The sequence below is a fragment of the Psychrobacillus sp. L3 genome (genome assembly GCF_042945595.1).
Taxonomy (GTDB): Bacteria; Bacillota; Bacilli; order Bacillales_A; family Planococcaceae; genus Psychrobacillus.
In genome coordinates this window covers 1,311,722-1,330,111 of sequence record NZ_CP168493.1, presented here as the reverse complement: position 1 = coordinate 1,330,111, position 18,390 = coordinate 1,311,722, and the positions used below count along the sequence as shown (strand labels likewise).

General features: G+C 35.3%; 13 protein-coding genes. 3 read left to right on the top strand and 10 right to left on the bottom strand.

Translation table 11 applies throughout. From position 1 onward, the window contains the following. Position 1 precedes the first annotated feature (1 nt). The 8 genes from ACEPXD_RS06245 to gmk form a co-directional block, all read right to left on the bottom strand. Entirely contained in the window at positions 2 to 739 is a 738-nt protein-coding gene (locus ACEPXD_RS06245; protein WP_391121125.1) for a Stp1/IreP family PP2C-type Ser/Thr phosphatase, read from the bottom strand. A gap of 58 nt (positions 740 to 797) precedes the next feature. Then, entirely contained in the window at positions 798 to 2,180 is a 1,383-nt protein-coding gene (gene rsmB / locus ACEPXD_RS06240; RefSeq protein ID WP_391121122.1) for a 16S rRNA (cytosine(967)-C(5))-methyltransferase RsmB, read from the bottom strand. Then, complete coding sequence (fmt, locus tag ACEPXD_RS06235; RefSeq protein ID WP_391121119.1) at positions 2,177 to 3,118, bottom strand: methionyl-tRNA formyltransferase; 942 nt, start codon at positions 3,116 to 3,118, stop codon at positions 2,177 to 2,179. Before fmt ends, rsmB begins: the two co-directional genes overlap by 4 nt. Further along, positions 3,115 to 3,603, bottom strand: a complete 489-nt coding sequence (def, locus tag ACEPXD_RS06230; protein ID WP_391121116.1) for a peptide deformylase — start codon at positions 3,601 to 3,603, stop codon at positions 3,115 to 3,117. The genes fmt and def overlap by 4 nt, the downstream gene beginning before the upstream one ends. A 23-nt stretch (positions 3,604 to 3,626) precedes the next feature. Further along, positions 3,627 to 6,038 carry a primosomal protein N' gene (gene priA / locus ACEPXD_RS06225; RefSeq protein ID WP_391121114.1) on the bottom strand — a complete coding sequence of 804 codons (2,412 nt, stop codon included), beginning with the start codon at positions 6,036 to 6,038 and terminating at the stop codon, positions 3,627 to 3,629. Then, positions 6,035 to 7,243, bottom strand: coding sequence for a bifunctional phosphopantothenoylcysteine decarboxylase/phosphopantothenate--cysteine ligase CoaBC (gene coaBC / locus ACEPXD_RS06220; RefSeq protein ID WP_391121111.1), 1,209 nt, complete (start codon positions 7,241 to 7,243; stop codon positions 6,035 to 6,037). Before coaBC ends, priA begins: the two co-directional genes overlap by 4 nt. A gap of 75 nt (positions 7,244 to 7,318) precedes the next feature. Further along, positions 7,319 to 7,543: a DNA-directed RNA polymerase subunit omega gene (rpoZ, locus tag ACEPXD_RS06215; RefSeq protein ID WP_151699422.1), complete on the bottom strand. Its 225-nt coding sequence runs from the start codon at positions 7,541 to 7,543 to the stop codon at positions 7,319 to 7,321. Beyond that, complete coding sequence (gmk, locus tag ACEPXD_RS06210; protein ID WP_391121108.1) at positions 7,544 to 8,164, bottom strand: guanylate kinase; 621 nt, start codon at positions 8,162 to 8,164, stop codon at positions 7,544 to 7,546. A 448-nt stretch (positions 8,165 to 8,612) separates the two neighbouring features. Between gmk and ACEPXD_RS06205 the strand changes: the two genes are divergently transcribed. Then, the gene (locus ACEPXD_RS06205; RefSeq protein ID WP_391121105.1) at positions 8,613 to 10,298 is read left to right on the top strand and encodes an NFACT family protein; all 1,686 of its coding nucleotides are present in this window, start codon (positions 8,613 to 8,615) and stop codon (positions 10,296 to 10,298) included. Between the two features lie 167 nt (positions 10,299 to 10,465). Here the strand turns inward: ACEPXD_RS06205 and ACEPXD_RS06200 are convergent, their stop codons facing one another. Together ACEPXD_RS06200 and aspA are read right to left on the bottom strand one after the other, a co-directional pair. Further along, positions 10,466 to 12,799, bottom strand: coding sequence for a hypothetical protein (locus tag ACEPXD_RS06200; RefSeq protein ID WP_391121102.1), 2,334 nt, complete (start codon positions 12,797 to 12,799; stop codon positions 10,466 to 10,468). Between the two features lie 526 nt (positions 12,800 to 13,325). Continuing rightward, the gene (gene aspA / locus ACEPXD_RS06195) at positions 13,326 to 14,750 is read right to left on the bottom strand and encodes an aspartate ammonia-lyase (protein ID WP_391121099.1); all 1,425 of its coding nucleotides are present in this window, start codon (positions 14,748 to 14,750) and stop codon (positions 13,326 to 13,328) included. 1,490 nt (positions 14,751 to 16,240) lie between these two features. Between aspA and ACEPXD_RS06190 the strand changes: the two genes are divergently transcribed. Together ACEPXD_RS06190 and ACEPXD_RS06185 are read left to right on the top strand one after the other, a co-directional pair. Next, complete coding sequence (locus ACEPXD_RS06190; RefSeq protein WP_391121096.1) at positions 16,241 to 17,521, top strand: phytoene desaturase family protein; 1,281 nt, start codon at positions 16,241 to 16,243, stop codon at positions 17,519 to 17,521. 4 nt (positions 17,522 to 17,525) lie between these two features. Next, positions 17,526 to 18,386 (top strand): RNA polymerase sigma-70 factor, encoded by an 861-nt coding sequence (locus ACEPXD_RS06185; protein WP_391121093.1) that lies wholly within the window; start codon positions 17,526 to 17,528, stop codon positions 18,384 to 18,386. Positions 18,387 to 18,390 lie beyond the last annotated feature (4 nt).

Sequence of the window (18,390 nt, the reverse complement as noted above, 5' to 3'; positions counted from 1 at the left end):
CTCACACCTCCTCATCATGATTAGATAATAATATTAACGATATATTATCTTCTCCACCAGTTAAATTTGCTTCGTCCACGAGCACCGTACCTTTTTCTTGTATAGACTGATCAGAATAAAGAATGGTGTGAATAAATGGTTCACTTAGTTTGTTACTCAAACCATCTGTGCAAAATAGAAAGTAAGAGTTTGGTCGAAATTCTACCTCATAAAAATCAGGCTGAATAGATATCTCCGTTCCTACCGCTTTCATGAGTACATTTTTCTTCGGATGGTTTTTTGCTTGTGCTTCTGTTATTTCACCAGAATCAATTAAAACATTTACGAAGGAATGGTCTCGTGTTATTTGCCATATTCCGTTCGGAGATGCTTGATATACCCGGCTATCTCCTACGTGGGCAATCATCCCTTTATAGCCTTCAAACAAACCGGCGATTAAAGTAGTACCCATTCCTTCACAACCTGGTGTTACGGAAGAATGCTTTGCAATTGTCTGATTGATAGACTGGAATGTATAGGTTAACCAATCCTTCGCTTTCACAATGGAAGGATTATAGGCTGCAAAATATTTTTCAAACTCCGTTATTGCTATTTCACTTGCAACATCACCCGCTTTATGTCCACCCATTCCATCTGCAACAACAGCTAGAATCCGTCCGTCTGGTCGAACAAAGACATCTACCCGATCCTCATTTACTATTCTTTTCATACCGACATCGGTTTTAACATCGAACTTCATTTATTCCTTCACCTCTTTTTAAATGGAAAGAAATCTCAACTTCTCTATACAGAATCTACTAGTGTCTTGCCTCCAGCCGCTCAAGATTGCCTTCTGCTTTTCTAAAGACCGAAACAAAAAATCCATCACTTCTTAAATCCTGCGGAAATAGTTGAAGCATTCCTTCTTGCTCTTGTACTTTTATACCTTTAATAACGTCTGGAAATGGTTGAAGTTGCATGTCAGGATGAGCTTCTAAAAATAATTTAGCCGTTCCTTCATTTTCATCTCGATCCACTGTACAAGTACTATAAACTAACAGACCATCTTGTTTAAGCAGTTTATACGCTTCATCCAATAAATTCAGTTGAATTGGTTTAAGAGATGCAAAATCTTTTTCATTTTTTGTGTATTTAATATCTGGTTTTCGCTTCATTACACCTAAACCACTGCATGGTGCATCCACTAAAATACGATCAAAACTTTGTTCTGGATAAACTTCCGTTGCTTTACGACCATCCATTTCAACCGTTTCGATAAAGCTAAAGCCTAGTCTTTCCGCATTTTCTTTCACTAGTTTTAGTTTATGCTGATGGATATCCATCGCTATGAGCTTTCCACTGTTTTTCATTTTTTCTGCAATATGTGTCGTTTTTCCTCCTGGAGCCGAACACATGTCAAGTACGGTCATTCCTGGTTCTACTTGAAGTGCATACGCAGGGATCATCGAACTTTCGTCTTGTATTGTCACGAAACCTTTTTGAAATGCAGTCGTTTTGGCAGCTTGACTATTGTATAAATAAATACACTCTGGGATAACTTCGCTTTGTGCCACGACATATCCTTCTTGTGTCATTAAATGAAGTACTTGTTCCACCGTTCGTTTAAATAAATTGACACGAAGCGTAGTCACAGGGGGTTCATTATTCTCTCTTAACATTATTGCTGTAGTTTCGTAGCCATATTCCGAAACAAATCGCTTCACCATCCAAAGAGGATGACTTGTTTCAATAGAAAGTCTTTCTACCTCATCTTTAATTTCTTCTGTAGAACGAACACCTTCTCTTAAAATTGATCGAAGAATCCCGTTTACAGCACCAGAAATCCCTTTATGTCCTCTTCTCTTAGCAATATTAACTGCTTCATTCACGGCCGCATGATCTGGAATTCGTGATAAGTAATGGATTTGATATAAAGAAAGACGAAGTAACTGTAAAACCCAATCATCTAATTTTCCTTTGATGAACGGTTGTAAATAAAAATCCAAAGTCATTTTATATTGAAGTGTTCCATACGTTAACTCGGTAAGTAACGCACGATCTTTATCTTCAATAGTATATTTTTCTATCGTTTGATGTAATAATAAGTTGCTATAAGCTTGTTGCTTTTCAACGGCCATTAATATTGTAAGTGCTGCATCACGAACATTACCTGTCCAAATTTTTTCTGGTTTTTTTGTCATTCAAATGTATCTCCTATTCGCAATTTCGAACCTACTCCGCGCAAATAATCGACTGCGGACATTTTCTTTTTTCCAGCTGGTTGTAATTCATTTATTCGAATTGCTTCTTCAAATCCTGTTTGAACAACAAAATAATCCGACTCTATTTGCACAACTGTTCCTGGTTGTTCTCTCGTATTCACTTGAATTGTGGCTGCTTTCCAAACTTTAACGGATTGTTTATCTGACGTCGTATAAGCAACGGGCCATGGGTGCAACCCACGTATTTGGTTGTGTATAGCTAGTGCAGATTTGTTCCAATCGATTCTCTCTTGCTCACGAGAAATATTTTTTGCAAATGTCACTTGCGATTCATCTTGTTTCACTCGGTTATTTGTTTTGGAAATGATGGAAGGTAATGTTTCTTTTAATAAATCTGAACCAACCGAACTTAACTTATCAAATAGGATACCAGTATCATCTGTATGCTCTATAGAGATTTCACTTTGCGAAATAATATCTCCTGCATCCAGTTTTTCTTCCATATACATAATTGTTACACCTGTTTTTTCTTGCCCATCGATAATGGCTTGATGAATCGGTGCACCTCCGCGATAAGCTGGTAACAAAGATGCATGCACATTAATAGAGCCAAGCTCAGGTACTTCAAGTAACTCTTTTGGTAATAGTTGTCCAAATGCAGCAGTTACGATTAGATCTGGATTTAAAGCAATAATTTCCTTTAATTCCTCCGAACCTTTTAGTTTGGTAGGCTGAATTACTGGAAGTCCAAGTTTCACGGCTTCTTCTTTTACTGGAGGAGCAGTTAATACTTTTTTTCTTCCAACAGGACGATCCGGCTGCGTGACAACCGCTAACACATTATATCCTTCTTCTACAAGCATTCGTAATATTGGAGCAGAGAATGCAGGGGTTCCCATGAAAACAATATTTGTCATGCTTCTTCCTCCTCATTCTCTAGTTCTTCCAAATCTACATAACGTTTGATTTTGGTTGTGAATAAAACGCCGTGTAAATGATCTATTTCATGCAAAATGGCTCTTGCTTCATAATCCTCTGCTTCTAATTCATATAAAGCACCATCTCGGTCTTGCGCTTCCACCTTAACATAGAATGGACGCTCCACTTCCCCATAAATATCTGGAAAACTTAAACAGCCTTCTATTTCAATCTCAGAACCGCCAATTTCGACTACTTCCGGATTAATCATTTCTATGATTTCTTGTCCTTCTCCTAGGTCGACGATTGCGACTTGAATTGTTTCTCCAACTTGTGGCGCTGCAAGTCCTATCCCATCGGAAGCAATCATTGTGTCGTACATATCATCTAACAGTGTTGCTAGTTTTTTATCAAAAGCTTTTACTTCTGTACATTTTGTCGTAAGTATTTCATTTGGATGTGTAATAACTGGCCGTATTGCCATTTCTTTTCCTCTTTTCAAACCGTTTATAAAATAGTGGATGGATCTAAATCAATTGATAAAATGATTCCTTTTTTCATCCACTCTGTACGATAAATTTTTATTAGTTGTTGTAGTTTTTCGATTAATAGGGGTTCTTTTTTGTATTTTATCAAACATTGGTAACGATATCTATTTTGTATCTTACTGATAGCACATGCCGTTGGTCCAACAACCATTGTCTGCTCCGATAGATTAGCTCTTAACCAATCCGTCGCGAGCCTTGCATATTCAGACGCAATTAGGACATTTTCATGCGTCACTTGAACTAATGTTAAATAATAAAATGGTGGATATTCATATTGTTTCCGAACTTGCATTTCTTTATGATAAAAAGGTTCAAACAACTGATCTTTCGAAAGCTCAATCGCGTAATGTTCTGGAGTATAGGTTTGTATATACACTTTTCCTTCTTTATCATGCCTACCCGCTCTTCCACTTACCTGCGTCATCAATTGGAATGTTTTTTCCGCAGCACGGAAATCTGCTAAATGTAAAGTGGTATCAGCATTTAACACGCCTACTAGCGTTATATTTGGAAAGTCTAACCCTTTCGCAATCATTTGCGTACCAAGTAAAATATCTGCTTCCCCGTCTCCGAACTGTTTTAAAATTCGCTCATGGGACCCTTTTGTTCTAGTTGTGTCTACGTCCATTCGAAGAACTCTAGCATAAGGAAATAATTTCGCGATTTCTTCCTCGACTTTTTGTGTACCTGTTCCAAAAAAACGAATATGATCACTCGTACATTCCGGACATTTAGTTGGTACTGGCTCTTCATGACCACAGTAATGACATTTAAGCTGCTCTCCAGCACGGTGATACGTAAGGGAAATATCACATTGTTTGCATTCCACAACTGTTCCGCAGTCCCGGCATAATACAAAAGAAGAAAATCCACGTTTATTTAAAAACAACACAATTTGCTCTTTTTTATCTAACTTTTCTCTTACAGCATCTGCTAGATCAATACTAAACATCGATCGATTCCCATTTTTCAGCTCTGCTCGCATATCGACAACATTCACAGTTGGCAATGCTTGCTCTTTCGCACGCATTTTCAATGTTAACAAAGTATAAACACCTTTAGATGCTCGTGCGTACGATTCTAGTGAAGGGGTAGCACTACCTAGTATAACGGGGCATTTGTGAAACTCACTACGCCAAATCGCAACATCTCTTGCATGATACCTTGGATTATCTTCTTGTTTGTAAGTAGATTCATGTTCTTCGTCTAAAATGATCAGGCCTAAATCTTTAAATGGAGCAAAGATGGCAGACCTAGCACCAACGACAACCTTTACTTCTCCGCGCCAAATTTTGCGCCATTCATCGTACTTTTCACCCACCGATAATCCACTATGCATAACAGCAACTTGATCACCAAAACGCAATTTGAAACGACGTGTCATTTGCGGAGTCAATGAAATTTCAGGAACAAGCATGATTGCTTGCTTTCCTTTTAAGATTGAATTTTCGATCGCATTTAAGTAAATTTCCGTCTTCCCACTGCCTGTAATACCATGGACAAGGAATGTCGTGCTTTCTGCATTATCTTGAGCATGATTAATCTTTGCTAATGCCATTGATTGTTCTTCTGTCAGTTGAAATCTTTGGTCTTTGTCATCGTATTCTAACGAAGAAATTTCACGATACACTTCTTCTTTATCTTTTTCTAAAATATTTTTTTCGATTAATGCTTTAATCGTACTACTATTTGAGTTAGCCGTTTCTTTCAATTCTTCCATTGTAAAAGAAGCTTGTTGTTGAATTAATAACCATTCCATTAATTCTTTTTGCTTGATTGCTGTCTTATTGAGATTACTTAATTGTTCATGAATAAATTCTTTATTGGCTACTACATGATACTTAGCAATCGTTTTTGCTTTGGCATGCTGTTTAATGACCGTCTCTAGTTGCACTGTCCCTTGCGTTAAATATTTTTTCATTTGTCGCAAGTAACCAGCTTTTTCAATCACATCATAAGAAACAGCTTCTCTTTTCCCAAACAACGCCAAAAAGTTTTCGTCTAGTTCAGAGGAATTGATTATCTTTATATTTTTCTTATACGAAGCACGTAAAGCAGCTGGAAGCATAACTTGGAGTGCATCAATTTCATAGCAAAGTGTTTTATTCGTAAGCCATTTGGATAATTGTAAGAGCTCTTCCGTTACAACTGGCTCCACATCGATGATCGATTGAATTTCTTTTAACTTGGATATATCAAAGTCCGTCTGTTCTTTTATGTTCGTTATAAACCCTTGCACTTTACGATTTCCAAAAGGGACATGGACACGGCTCCCACGTTCAACGAGAGCTTCCAAATGCTCAGGTACGCTATAATCAAATGGCCGGTCAATTGGATACGCAGACACATCAACAATGACTTCTACGATCATTTCAGTTCATCTTTTTCTAGTTTTAGGATAGTTTGAAGCAGTTGACGTGCAAGCTCCTTTTTAGGTAAATGAGCAAAATGCATTTCTACATTATGCTTGCCTACTAAAGTAACAGAATTTGTTTCAGTTCCAAATCCAGATCCTTCTTCTGTCACATCATTAGCAACAATATAATCCGCATTTTTCTTTTCCAATTTACCTTTTGCATAATGAATCACATCATTTGTTTCTGCTGCAAATCCGATTAGTAGCTGGTTCGTCTTTCTTTTGCCAAGCTCTGCAAGAATATCGCTTGTCCGCTCTAAAACAATCGTCGAATCCCCTTGTTGCTTTTTCATTTTTTGACTATGTATTTCTTTCGGTTTGTAATCAGCGACAGCCGCAGTTTTAATGACAATGGAAGCAGTGTCAAATCGCTCCATTACAGCGTCGTACATCTCTTTAGCACTTTCAATAGAAATAAGTGTAACGTTTGCCGGAGCATCAATACTAACGGGACCGGAAATTAAAAACGTTTCTGCACCTAGATTAGCTGCAGCTTCCGCCATTGCATAACCCATCTTCCCGCTTGAGAAATTCGTTAAAAAGCGAACAGGATCAATTAGTTCTCTTGTAGGACCAGCCGTCACAACTACTTTTTGCCCTTTTAAAGGTAAATCTTTTGGTGAAAAATGATCTTCTACAAGCTTCACAATATTTTCTGGTTCCTCTAAACGGCCTTTCCCTACATAACCACATGCCAAAAAACCTTCAGAAGGTTCGATAAATGAATAACCGTCTTTTGAAAGTCGTGTAATATTACGTATGACTGCAGCATTTTCATACATATGCACATTCATTGCAGGTGCAATCCAAACATTTGCGGTAGTCGCAAGTAAAGTCGTCGTCACCATATCATCTGCAATCCCGTTCGCAAGCTTGCCAATCACATTAGCTGTAGCTGGTGCTACAATTACTAAATCTGCCCAGTCAGCTAAATTAATATGCGCGATCACGCTAGAATCTTTTTCATCAAATGTGTCAAAATACACATCATTCCGAGACATTACTTGAAAACTTAAAGGTTGTACAAATTCCATCGCAGACTTCGTCATCATTACTTTTACGTCCGCTCCAGCTTGAGTAAGTTTACTTACAAGGGCAACCGCCTTATAAACAGCAATACCACCTGTCACACAAACAACAATTTTTTTAGAAGTTAACATATCAATTTCTCCCCTCTAAACAACAATCTCCCAAAGAACTATTCATTCTTTGGGAGGTGTTTGCTTCAAAATGTATTATACTTCGTCCTCGTAAATTGCATTTTCATGGGATGATTCGATCGTAAGCTCACCCTGTGCTACTTCTTCTAGTGCTTTCCCAACTTGTTTAGCAGAAACATATGAAGTTAAACGCTCGCCGCCTTCTTCTTGTAACTGTCTAGCTCTTTTGGAAGCTACACTTACTAACGAATATTTGGAATCGATTTTATTTTTTAATGAGTCTACTGATGGATATAACATTTATAATTCCCCTTCCAACATGGCTAAATATCTTTTTTCTACACGTTCACGTCGACAATGTTCGGCAGCAACAATCGCATTAATTTTTGCACACGCTATTGCAACTTCATCATTTTCAACGACATAATCATATAAATGCATCATTTCTAGTTCTTGCCTAGCAGCTTGAATTCTAGAATTGATCACATCTTCTGTTTCCGTTCCTCTACCTATTAGTCGCTGTTCTAGTTCAGATAAGCTAGGGGGAGCTAAGAAAATATAAAGTGCTTCTGGAGCTTTTTGACGTACAACACTTGCTCCCTGTACTTCTATTTCTAAAAACACATCTCGGCCAGAATCGAGTGTTTCATTAACATAATCAATCGGAGTACCATAATAATTTCCTACATATGAGGCATATTCTAATAACTTCCCTTGTTCAATTAACTGTTCAAACGCTTCTTTCTGCTTAAAGAAATAATCTACACCATCTACTTCGCCTTCACGAGGAAGTCTAGTCGTCATAGAGATGGAATATTCATAATTTGTTCCGGGCTCTGAAAACAATTCTTTTCTCACTGTCCCTTTACCGACACCAGAAGGGCCTGATAAAACGATCAATATACCTTTTTCTCTTCGCATAATGTCTCCTTCATATACATGCATACTCCGTTTGCCTGTACATTTATAACAGTTTACATACTTTAATGATTATAACACAAGTTTCCTTTAAAATGATAAGATAATAAAGAAAAGCGTTGGCTCGTAGCAGAACAGACTTGCTACTCGGATTTATCGCTCTGGCATTCGCTTTCCGCGGGGCGAGCGCCGAGCCTCCTCCTTCGCTACGCTTCGTGCGGGGTCTCGTCTGTCTCGCTGATCCCGCAGGAGTCTCACGCCGCCGCGATAAATCCTTTCATATAAAGTTAAGATTAAGCGAATAGTTACTATTTATAATGCTGAATTATAGTATTTCAGTTCACTGGCAAGGCGCTGAAACAGGACAATTTTTTAGGAAAAAGTGAATCGATATAAAGAACCTGGCGTTTTGAGCCAGTTCAAAAAATAAAGTTTTGAAAGAGGATATATTATGGCTTTTGATGGTTTATTTACAATTTCAATGAAAACTGAATTGCAACAATTAATAACAGGACGTATTTCTAAAATACATCAACCAAATGCGCAAGAAATTTTAATGCAAATTCGTGCTCAAGGGCAGAACTATAAATTATTGTTTTCTGTACACCCTTCCTATTCTCGTGTGCAAATTACAAACGAAACAATTGACAATCCTGCAACACCTCCATTATTTTGCATGGTTTTACGTAAACATCTAGAAGGCGGAATTATTTCTTCCATTCGCCAACATGAAACCGATCGGATACTTATCTTCCAAATTCAAAGTAAAAACGAAATTGGAGATGATATTACACGAGAAATCCATATGGAAATTATGGGACGTCATAGTAACTTACTATTAGTTGACCCAACTCGAAATCTAATTTTGGAAAGCATAAAGCACTTATCACCTTCTATGAATAGTTACCGAACAATTTTACCTGGTCAGCCCTATATTGCACCTCCTGCTCAAAACAAGCTCCATCCCTTAGCGTATTCGGAGGAACTGTTGAAAGTGATTCAATCTGTCAATGAATCCAATGAGATCGTCGAGCAGATTTCCGGTTTCTCTCCTTTACATGCAAAAGAATTACTTCATCGATTCCAAAACGGTGCGAATCGTGTCGAAATTTACAAGGAATATATGAAGGAATTCGAACAAGGTGGAGCGGCATTACAAATTGTCGAATCAGGCGGAAAAACGTATTATTCACCGAATGAATTAACTCATCTAGATGGCGACAAATTTAGCGAAAAAACGCTAGGGAATTTACTTGATAGAGTGTATTTCGCAAAAGCAGAACGAGATCGTGTAAAACAACAAGCTGGAGACTTAGAAAGATGGCTTCAAAACGAATTAAACAAATTGAAGCTGAAGATGAAAAAACTCCAAAAAGACTTTGAACAAGCCGAAAAATTAGATACATTCCAATTGTATGGAGAGCTTTTAATGGCAAATTCGTATTCAATTGAAAAAGGGCTAAAAGAAGTCGAGCTATTGAACTACTACGATGAGGATGGAAAAACAGTTCTCATACCTTTAGATAACCGAAAATCAGCAACGCAAAATGCACAAAGCTATTACAGTCGCTATACAAAAGCAAAAACCGCATTACTAAAAATTGAACAACAATTCGAGATTACGAATGAAGATATTGCCTACTTTGAATTACTATTGCAACAAGTGATGCAAGCATCTCCAACAGACATCGAAGAAATTAGAGAAGAATTAATGGAGCAAGGCTTATTAAAAGTACGAGCTTCGAAAAAGAAGAAAAAACCAACGAAGCCAACACCTGAAAAATTCTTTGCATCAGATGGTACAGAAATCTCGGTTGGTAAAAATAATAAACAAAATGATTTTGTTACATTTAAGTTAGCTAAAAAATCGGATACATGGCTTCATACCAAGGATATCCCAGGATCCCATGTTGTTATACATTCGGATAATCCATCGGAAACAGCTCTTTTAGAAGCAGCGAATCTTGCAGCATATTTTAGTAAAGCTCGGGAGTCTGCTTCGGTGCCTGTAGATTTTACGGTGATTAAGCAAGTGAAGAAGCCGAGTGGGGCTAAACCGGGGTTTGTTATTTATTTTGAGCAGACTACGGTGTTTGTTACTCCGGATGAGGAGAAGATAAGGTTGATGAAGAAATAAAAAAAGATTATCAGAGTAGCTTGATGAGCTATTTTGATAATCTTTTGTTTTAGGTAATAAACACCACATTGGACATGATACGGTTCACCGTAATATATCTTAGTGCAAATTTTCATCTCTATTTTTACGAAGATATCAAAATTGGAATTTAAAGAGTTTATTAATTACTAATTTGTTATTTCAATCATTCTCCTTGGGTAACCTTTGTACATTTTTGTATATTCTGAGGTTTCATTATATCTATATCTCAAGTATTGATTAGAGTTCTCTAATCTAATAGCTGGCATGATTACTAAAGTATCTTCTAAATTTGGTAGATTAGCCAGATTATATTGAGAGGATGTACTAATATTAATTTGCTGACCTTTATAATTAATATAAGAATTTAAACCTCTTCTGAAAGTATCTATGAAAGTTCCATTAAATTTATAGACAACTGGACAAATTCCATTATTTTCTAATATTTCACCAATCTCTTTTAATGCGTTACACGCTTTATTAATTTCTACACTATCAGGGAAATCCTCTCTTTTATGCTCAATTCTATTTCTTACACTAGCTATATTTTTTTGTTCAAAAAGTAACGTCACTTTTTTTAGTAAGTTATATACATTTTGATATACTTCTTCAGTAAAATCTAGGACCATTTTATTATGATGGAATGGAAATACATATAAGTCGGTTTTATTTACATATGAAGGAATATCAGTATTATTTCGTTTGTATATATCTCGAGTATTTACAAGTTCGTTACAATAGTCAGCAAGAATCGTAAACCCTTGGATAAGTGGATAAAGAGTGTTTTTTCCATTTTTATCAAATATTATCGGCCCACTATCAGTTATTTTTCTACCGCTTAGTTCTTGAGACATAAATAACCGTGCATTATCTAAATTAAATTTAAATTTTGTCTCTCCGTAATGATCTGATAATAATACCCATGTTATAAAAGATAAACTAGCATCTAAGATTTCTTCAACCGATACGAATAAGTTAACTGCTGAACTCCTTATATTCTCCTTATCCTCCTCTTTATATGAATGCATTGAATAAGATATTTTTTCGAAATGTTCTAAACGGTCCCAATATTTAGTTAGATAATCTGGAAACGAATTAATATTAAATCCTAATTTCCATAATATCTTATTTATTAATGTTTCTTCTTGAAGAGTATCATTTGGAATATAGAAGTTCTTTATTATTAGATAATCAAATGTAAATTTAATATGTTTAGGGTTATCTAGAAGAAAATCTCTTACTATTTGTTTTGGATTCTCATTCATCAATAAATTATCAAATTTATCATTAAAATCTTTTCCTTCTACTAATCTAAGTTTCCACTCTATTTCTTCTTTATCTTTATAGATAGACATGATTAGGTGCTTAAGTCTTAATGATGATAAGCTCTTATTTTTTGAAATGACTCTAAAACCTAAATTCGATACTTCACAGTTCATATTTAAGGAGTCGCCTCTTGTATATCCGAAATATGAACTTCTTATTTCAGTATGAGGAATTATTATTTGATTCGTGTTAATTAGATCATCTAAAGTAGAAATGATATCAATATTCTTGAAGAGTAAAATTAGTTGAAAACATTCATTTAAAGTAACATTCTGCGAAATATGTTTTGCTGATCCAGAGAGTTTTTTGCTTATTGGAGAATTTTCAGGACGCTTACTCCAGAAATACGAGTTCTTATTTATTAATTCTGATAATAAATCCTTAAGTTCTTTTTCACTAAAAGAATTAATCAAAACAAATGGTAAAGCTGATAAATCGTAATCAAATCTTTCGTTATCAGTAACGTATTCTCTTAAATTTTTTTCAAAATGTTTTGGTAAACTCTCTTCGCTTATAGATTTTGCTAGTCTTCCAAATCTCGTTTTGTCATATTCAGAGCTAAGTTCTACAAAGTGCAATTTATTGCAACTTAAATTATTGCAGTGCCATAAAGGTGCACTCTGTCTTACAGGTAACCATCTAGATTCTTCTGATTCTAACAATCCTAATGGACCTATTACATTTCTCCCCAATTGAAATACACCTATTGGAGTATCTTTAAGAAGTGAATTTGTATTAATATTATCAAGTTCCATTGGGCGTATTTTAAAGTTTTCAAAAAAACGATCGTAGAGTATTCTTTCATATATCCATGGGAATTTAATATTTCCTTTAATAATTTCATTTGAAAATGTATTTTTAAACCGTAATAAATCTGTTTTTTGAATATCAACTAATATTTCATCCGAATAGAATATATCTAGAATGCTAAGCTTTGTCTCAGATTCTGTATAATTTTCACCTCTTAATATTGATAATGCTGATACTAATTTTTCACCAGTAGATGTTAATATAATAGACTCTCCGAATTCAAATGGTGCATTATATTCAGAAGAAATAAAAGAGTTCTTGAAAAAATGACGTAAAATTAGTAATTCACAAAGTTTAGCATGATTATTTTTATTAATTTCTTCTGTTGAATATAGAGAAGCTTCCATAAAAAAACACATCCTTCATTATTGATTAGTATTTAAATTCCTAGAAATTAATTATTCATATGATATTTCATTTATTTTCAGGAAAATCATATTAACTATAACCAATATCACCAAAGAATTGTTTAGTATTGATATATTTAGAAAATTATTATCTTCTCTAACCTACTAAGTCGGTATATAATTCCCTTAACAATTTTTGTAAATCCGCACTTACATATGGAACTGGTCACCGTAAAGAATCTAAATGAGGTTTTCATTTGTGATTTCCTATTATAAAACGGCGATCCTAATATTTTTATTCCGAATCGCCGTTTTAAAATACTATGATTTATGGTGCCAGCCACCGAGACTATTTTGAATAGTTTGCGCGCCTGGACACTATGCACTTCAGTGCGTTTTTAAATTCATCATGTTGATTTGGCGTTCAGGATAATTTTCTATCAAATGAAAATGTGCCCGCCAATGTTCCACACTTATCATCTGATTAGAAACTCATTTTACTTCTCTTTCATACTAAACTTTGCAATCAACTCTTTACAAGTGTTCTACCACCAGCAATACCAGGATGTGTCATTTCAAATGGATCTAATATTAAATCTAATTGTTCTGCCGTTAAAGCGCCAGATTGTATACAAAGTTCACGTACAGAAGCCCCGGTAGCAATGGCTTCTTTTGCAATTTGAGCTGCAAGTTCGTATCCGATATGCGGATTTACTGCAGTGATAATTCCCACACTTTTTTCAACGTATTCTCTTAAACGTTCTTTATTCGCCGTAATGCCTACTAAACATTTTTCAGTAAATACTGTAAAAACATTATTCATAATCGAAATGGATTGGATTAAATTATAAAATAGAACCGGTTCCATGACATTTAGTTCAAATTGGCCAGCTTCAGAAGCTGCAGAAATGGTTAAATCATTCCCCATGACTTGGAAAGCTACTTGGTTTACGACTTCAGCCATTACGGGATTTACTTTTCCAGGCATGATCGATGACCCTGGTTGACGAGCAGGTAATTTGATTTCAAATAAACCATCTCGTGGTCCAGAAGCCATTAAGCGCAAGTCATTTGCGATTTTTGACATATTAATCATACAAACTTTTAAATTTGCAGATACTTCCGTATAACAATCTGTATTTTGAGTAGCGTCCACTAAATGTTCGGCACATTTTAATGGTAAGTCACTGAATTCACTAAGATTTCGAACGACTAATTCAATATATAAAGGATCCGCATTTAATCCTGTACCAACGGCAGTTGCACCCATATTGATGTCATATAAGTGTTGTCTCGAAAGTGAAATACGATCAATGTCACGTGAAATGACACGACTATATGATTCAAATTCTTGACTCAGTAAGATTGGCACGGCATCTTGAAGATGAGTACGCCCCATTTTAATAATACCTTCAAATTCTTTTGCTTTCGAAACAAATGCTTTTTGCATTGTTTTAGTAGCTTCGAGTAATTGATCCATTAAGCGCAGTACTGCGATATGTATAGCCGTTGGGAATGCATCATTTGTTGATTGGGACATATTAATATGGCTATTTGGGCTAATGAATGTATAATTCCCTTTTTCTTCTCCCATTAACTCAAGGGCACGATTTGCAATGACTTCGTTTGCATTCATATTAATTGATGTTCCTGCACCACCTTGAATTGGATCGACAATAAATTGATCATTCCATTTCCCAGCAATAACTTCATCACATGCTCGAATAATCACTTGTCCGATTTCTTTCTCCAACATGCCAACTTCCATATTTGCTAATGCTGCTGCTTTTTTCACGATACCTAAAGATTTTATAAGTTCCGGGTGAATTCGATATCCTGTAATCGGAAAGTTTTCGACTGCTCTCATTGTTTGAACACCATAATAAGCATTTTTCGGAATTTCTTTTTCCCCTAAAAAATCTTTTTCCATACGAAACTCTGTGGTAACCATTATCATAATCTCCATTTCTAAGAAAACATTTATTTTAGAATATTATTCATCTATTAATAGATTAACATAATTTAAAAATAATAATCCTAGATTATTCACCTACCAACACAAAATCCCACTAAAAGGTTGACTTGTCTGCTTTTCAGTGGAATTCTCTATTTCAACTAAAAGATGAAAAAAGAATCCTTTTCTGTTAAGGTTATTGCTGTTAACAGGCATTTTATTCCTTCTCAAAAACGTCAATTTTTTTCAAATTCCTTCAGATGAAAATACACAATCACTTAAAGGCCATATAAAGCTTCTTCGTATAGTAGTCTAAATGCAGGTTTTTCACTTTCGTCTCCAATAATTTATTGGAAATCGGTGAATACCATTGTTCAAATGCTATTTTTCATGTAATCCTATCCATTTGTGTGATCCTTTTTAGTGGATTTGTATAGGTTACTACCATCAAACCATTATAAAGGTTTTTTCTATGGAGAAATAGTAATGCAGAAAATTCGAATCTAATTCGTGTATTAAATTATCTTAATGCGACACTAGAGAAATTATATATTTTTAAAGTTTCAGTTATAGAATTGTAAAGGGCCATTTTAATTAAATCCCTAAAATAAAATAAGCCTAAAAAAACGGCTTGTTTTTCTAGAGAGCACTGAAAAAGTCCAGATAGTTTAACTTATCGAGATATTCGACGATTTAATCGTGGAATATCTCGATTTTTTTCATTTAAATCGATGGAACATACAGAGCAGGAAGCTTTCCAAATGACCGAGGGATTCAAGGGAAAAGCGAAATTATTCTACAAGATTGAAGCGAAAATCAGTGACCTAAAGAACAGACACAGGTATGATCTAGCCTCATCCACGGGTCTATTTGGAATAAACATACAGGGACCCCTTGCCGTATTCGCTGTCAATCTCTAATTCATAATCTTGACGAAGGAAAAAGAGTAGAAATAGGGTAAAAAGAGAGCAGAAAAAGAAGGCAACTTTCCACCATATTGACGGGAAGTTGCCTTTTTTCATAATAGCTGTTTTAGCAAATTGAAAAATCGGAGTTTTCAATGCCTTCGGAGTACAAGGGCAACTTTTGTATTATATAATTTAAAATAGAATATCCTTAATGAGTTTTACTTTTTCAAATAATTCATCGTCTGTAAGTATCTCTATTGATTTTGACTCTGATCTAAATTATTCAAATGATGTTCTCTCCGTATCTTTTAAATAAGTGAAAGGCACCAAGTTGTAATGCAATTCTGAATTGATCGATAACGAGGCACCTTAAATTAAGATACTTTACTATTCCTTTGCCTATAAATAATTTTTCTAACAAAATTATCCAGCACTTTAAAGCCATCCATTATAAAAGAATATGAATTACCATTGATGAAAAGTGATTTGAGCTCCGTTATAAACTAATTTCCATGAACTTGTCACATATATTCTACTATCCTCGTCTTGAGTTATGAATAAACTTTGGGAGGTTATATTATGACTCAAAAATGGGATGTTATTATTGTCGGTGGTGGGATAGCTGGTTTCGTGGCTGCTAATTTTTTAGCTAAAACCGATTTGTCTATATTAATACTAGAAAAAGGGAAAATAGTTGGTGGAAGATCTAGAACCGATCGGATACGTGAACAGTATTTCAATTTAGGTCCACACGCTCTTTATAAAAAAGGAAAAGCCAAGTCGATTCTCGAAGAATTAGATGTACAACTTAAAGGAAAATCCCCTAAATTAGGTGGCATTTTAGTTGAAAAAAATATGGAATACGCAGCGCCTTTTACTCCTTTAGGACTTTTCACAACAAGTCTTTTAAATTGGAAAGAACGTATTGAATGGGCTAGAGTTTTAATGAAAGTGATTTCCATTAATACCGAAAAGTTAGCACAGCAGACTTTCGAGCAATGGGTACAGCAAACAGCAGGTTCAGAAAAAGTTCAATCATTACTCTATTTACTAGGAAGACTTGCGACGTATTGCCATGCTCCTGAAAAGGCAAGCGCAAAGTTAATGGTATCGAATATGAAAATTGCTATGGGCGGCGTACTTTATCTAGATGGGGGTTGGCAGACAATCATAGACCAACTCCACAATAAAGCAGTTATCTCTGGTGTACAGGTTAAATCACGTACAGTTGTAAAACAAATTGAATCGGTCGAACATGATTATTTTAATTTAGTTTTGGCCAACGACGAGGAAATTCATGGGAAGTATGTAATTTGTACTACTGGTCCTCACGAACTTATTAAAATGTTAGGTGAAAAGATTAATCTTCCCCAGAGGGAATTTTTTTCACAAATAACAACTGTAAGAGGAGCAACTTTAGACGTTGCTTTAACGCAACTTCCTAATCCAAAGCGATTGTTCGCCATGGGCATCACTGATCCCTTCTATTTTTCCGTACATTCGAATTATGCACGACTTTCCTATGATGCAAAAAGTTCAATTCTGCATGTGTTTAAATATCACCACCCAGATGAACCCATAGAAAGAAAAAAGGTTAGAAACGAGCTTGAACTATTCTTAGAGAAGCTACAGCCAGGGTGGCAAAAACATGTAATTACAAGCCGTTTTATCCCTCAAATTACAGTTAACCAACGCTTACCTCAAATAGGAGATGAACAAAAGTTAAGCCGTTTTAAAACCGAAATTCCAGGATTATATATAGCAGGAGATTGGGCTTCACTCAATTCTATTTTGTCAGTAGGAGCAGTCAGTAGCGGTAAACAAGCAGCGGAAGAAATCATTAAAAAGGAAAAGAGTTGATAACGTGCAAATTAGTAATGAGGATTATCAACAATTTAAACCATTGTTGTTTTCAATAGGTTATCGTATGTTAGGTTCAATCGTGGAAGCAGAAGATATTGTGCAAGAAACCTTTTTAAAAGCGTACCAAATTAATGAACAGAAGATAGATAATAATAAAGCGTATCTCTGCAAAATGATGACTAACCGCTGTCTCGATGTATTAAGATCAGCACGATACAGACGAGAACATTACGTGGGGCCATGGAATCCTGAGCCATTATTGCTAGAGAAATCAAGTGATTTAGATCCATCTGAAGTTGTTCTACAAAAAGAAGGATTGAGTATTGCCTATTTACGGATGATGGAACATTTGGTGCCAGATGAACGAGCAGTCCTCCTTTTAAGAGAGGTATTTGATTTCTCATATTTGGAGATTGCTAACATCATTGAAAAGAAAGAAGAAAACTGTAGAAAAATTTTCAGCCGGGCTAAGCAGAAGATATCACGCGTTGAGGGTGAAAGCTTAAACTATGAGATAAATGAGTCAATTATTAATCGCTTTATCCAAGCATTTCAAACGCAAAATAGGGATACCTTATTAGAACTTATTTCTGAAAATGTCATTCTATACTCTGATGGTGGAGGAATAGTCAAGGCTGCTATTCGTCCTATCGTATCCCTATCCAACGTTTTGGCCTTATTGTACGGAATAATTAAAAAAGTCCCTGAAGATTTTTATTTTGAAGTTAAAAATGTCAATGGTCAGCCAGCAGTCGTGATTTACATGAATGGCACGGTCCATAGTATCCTCAGTTTTTATATTTGTAATGTCAAAATTAACGAAATGTATATGACCATGAATCCTGAGAAATTGCCCATTTAGTCCA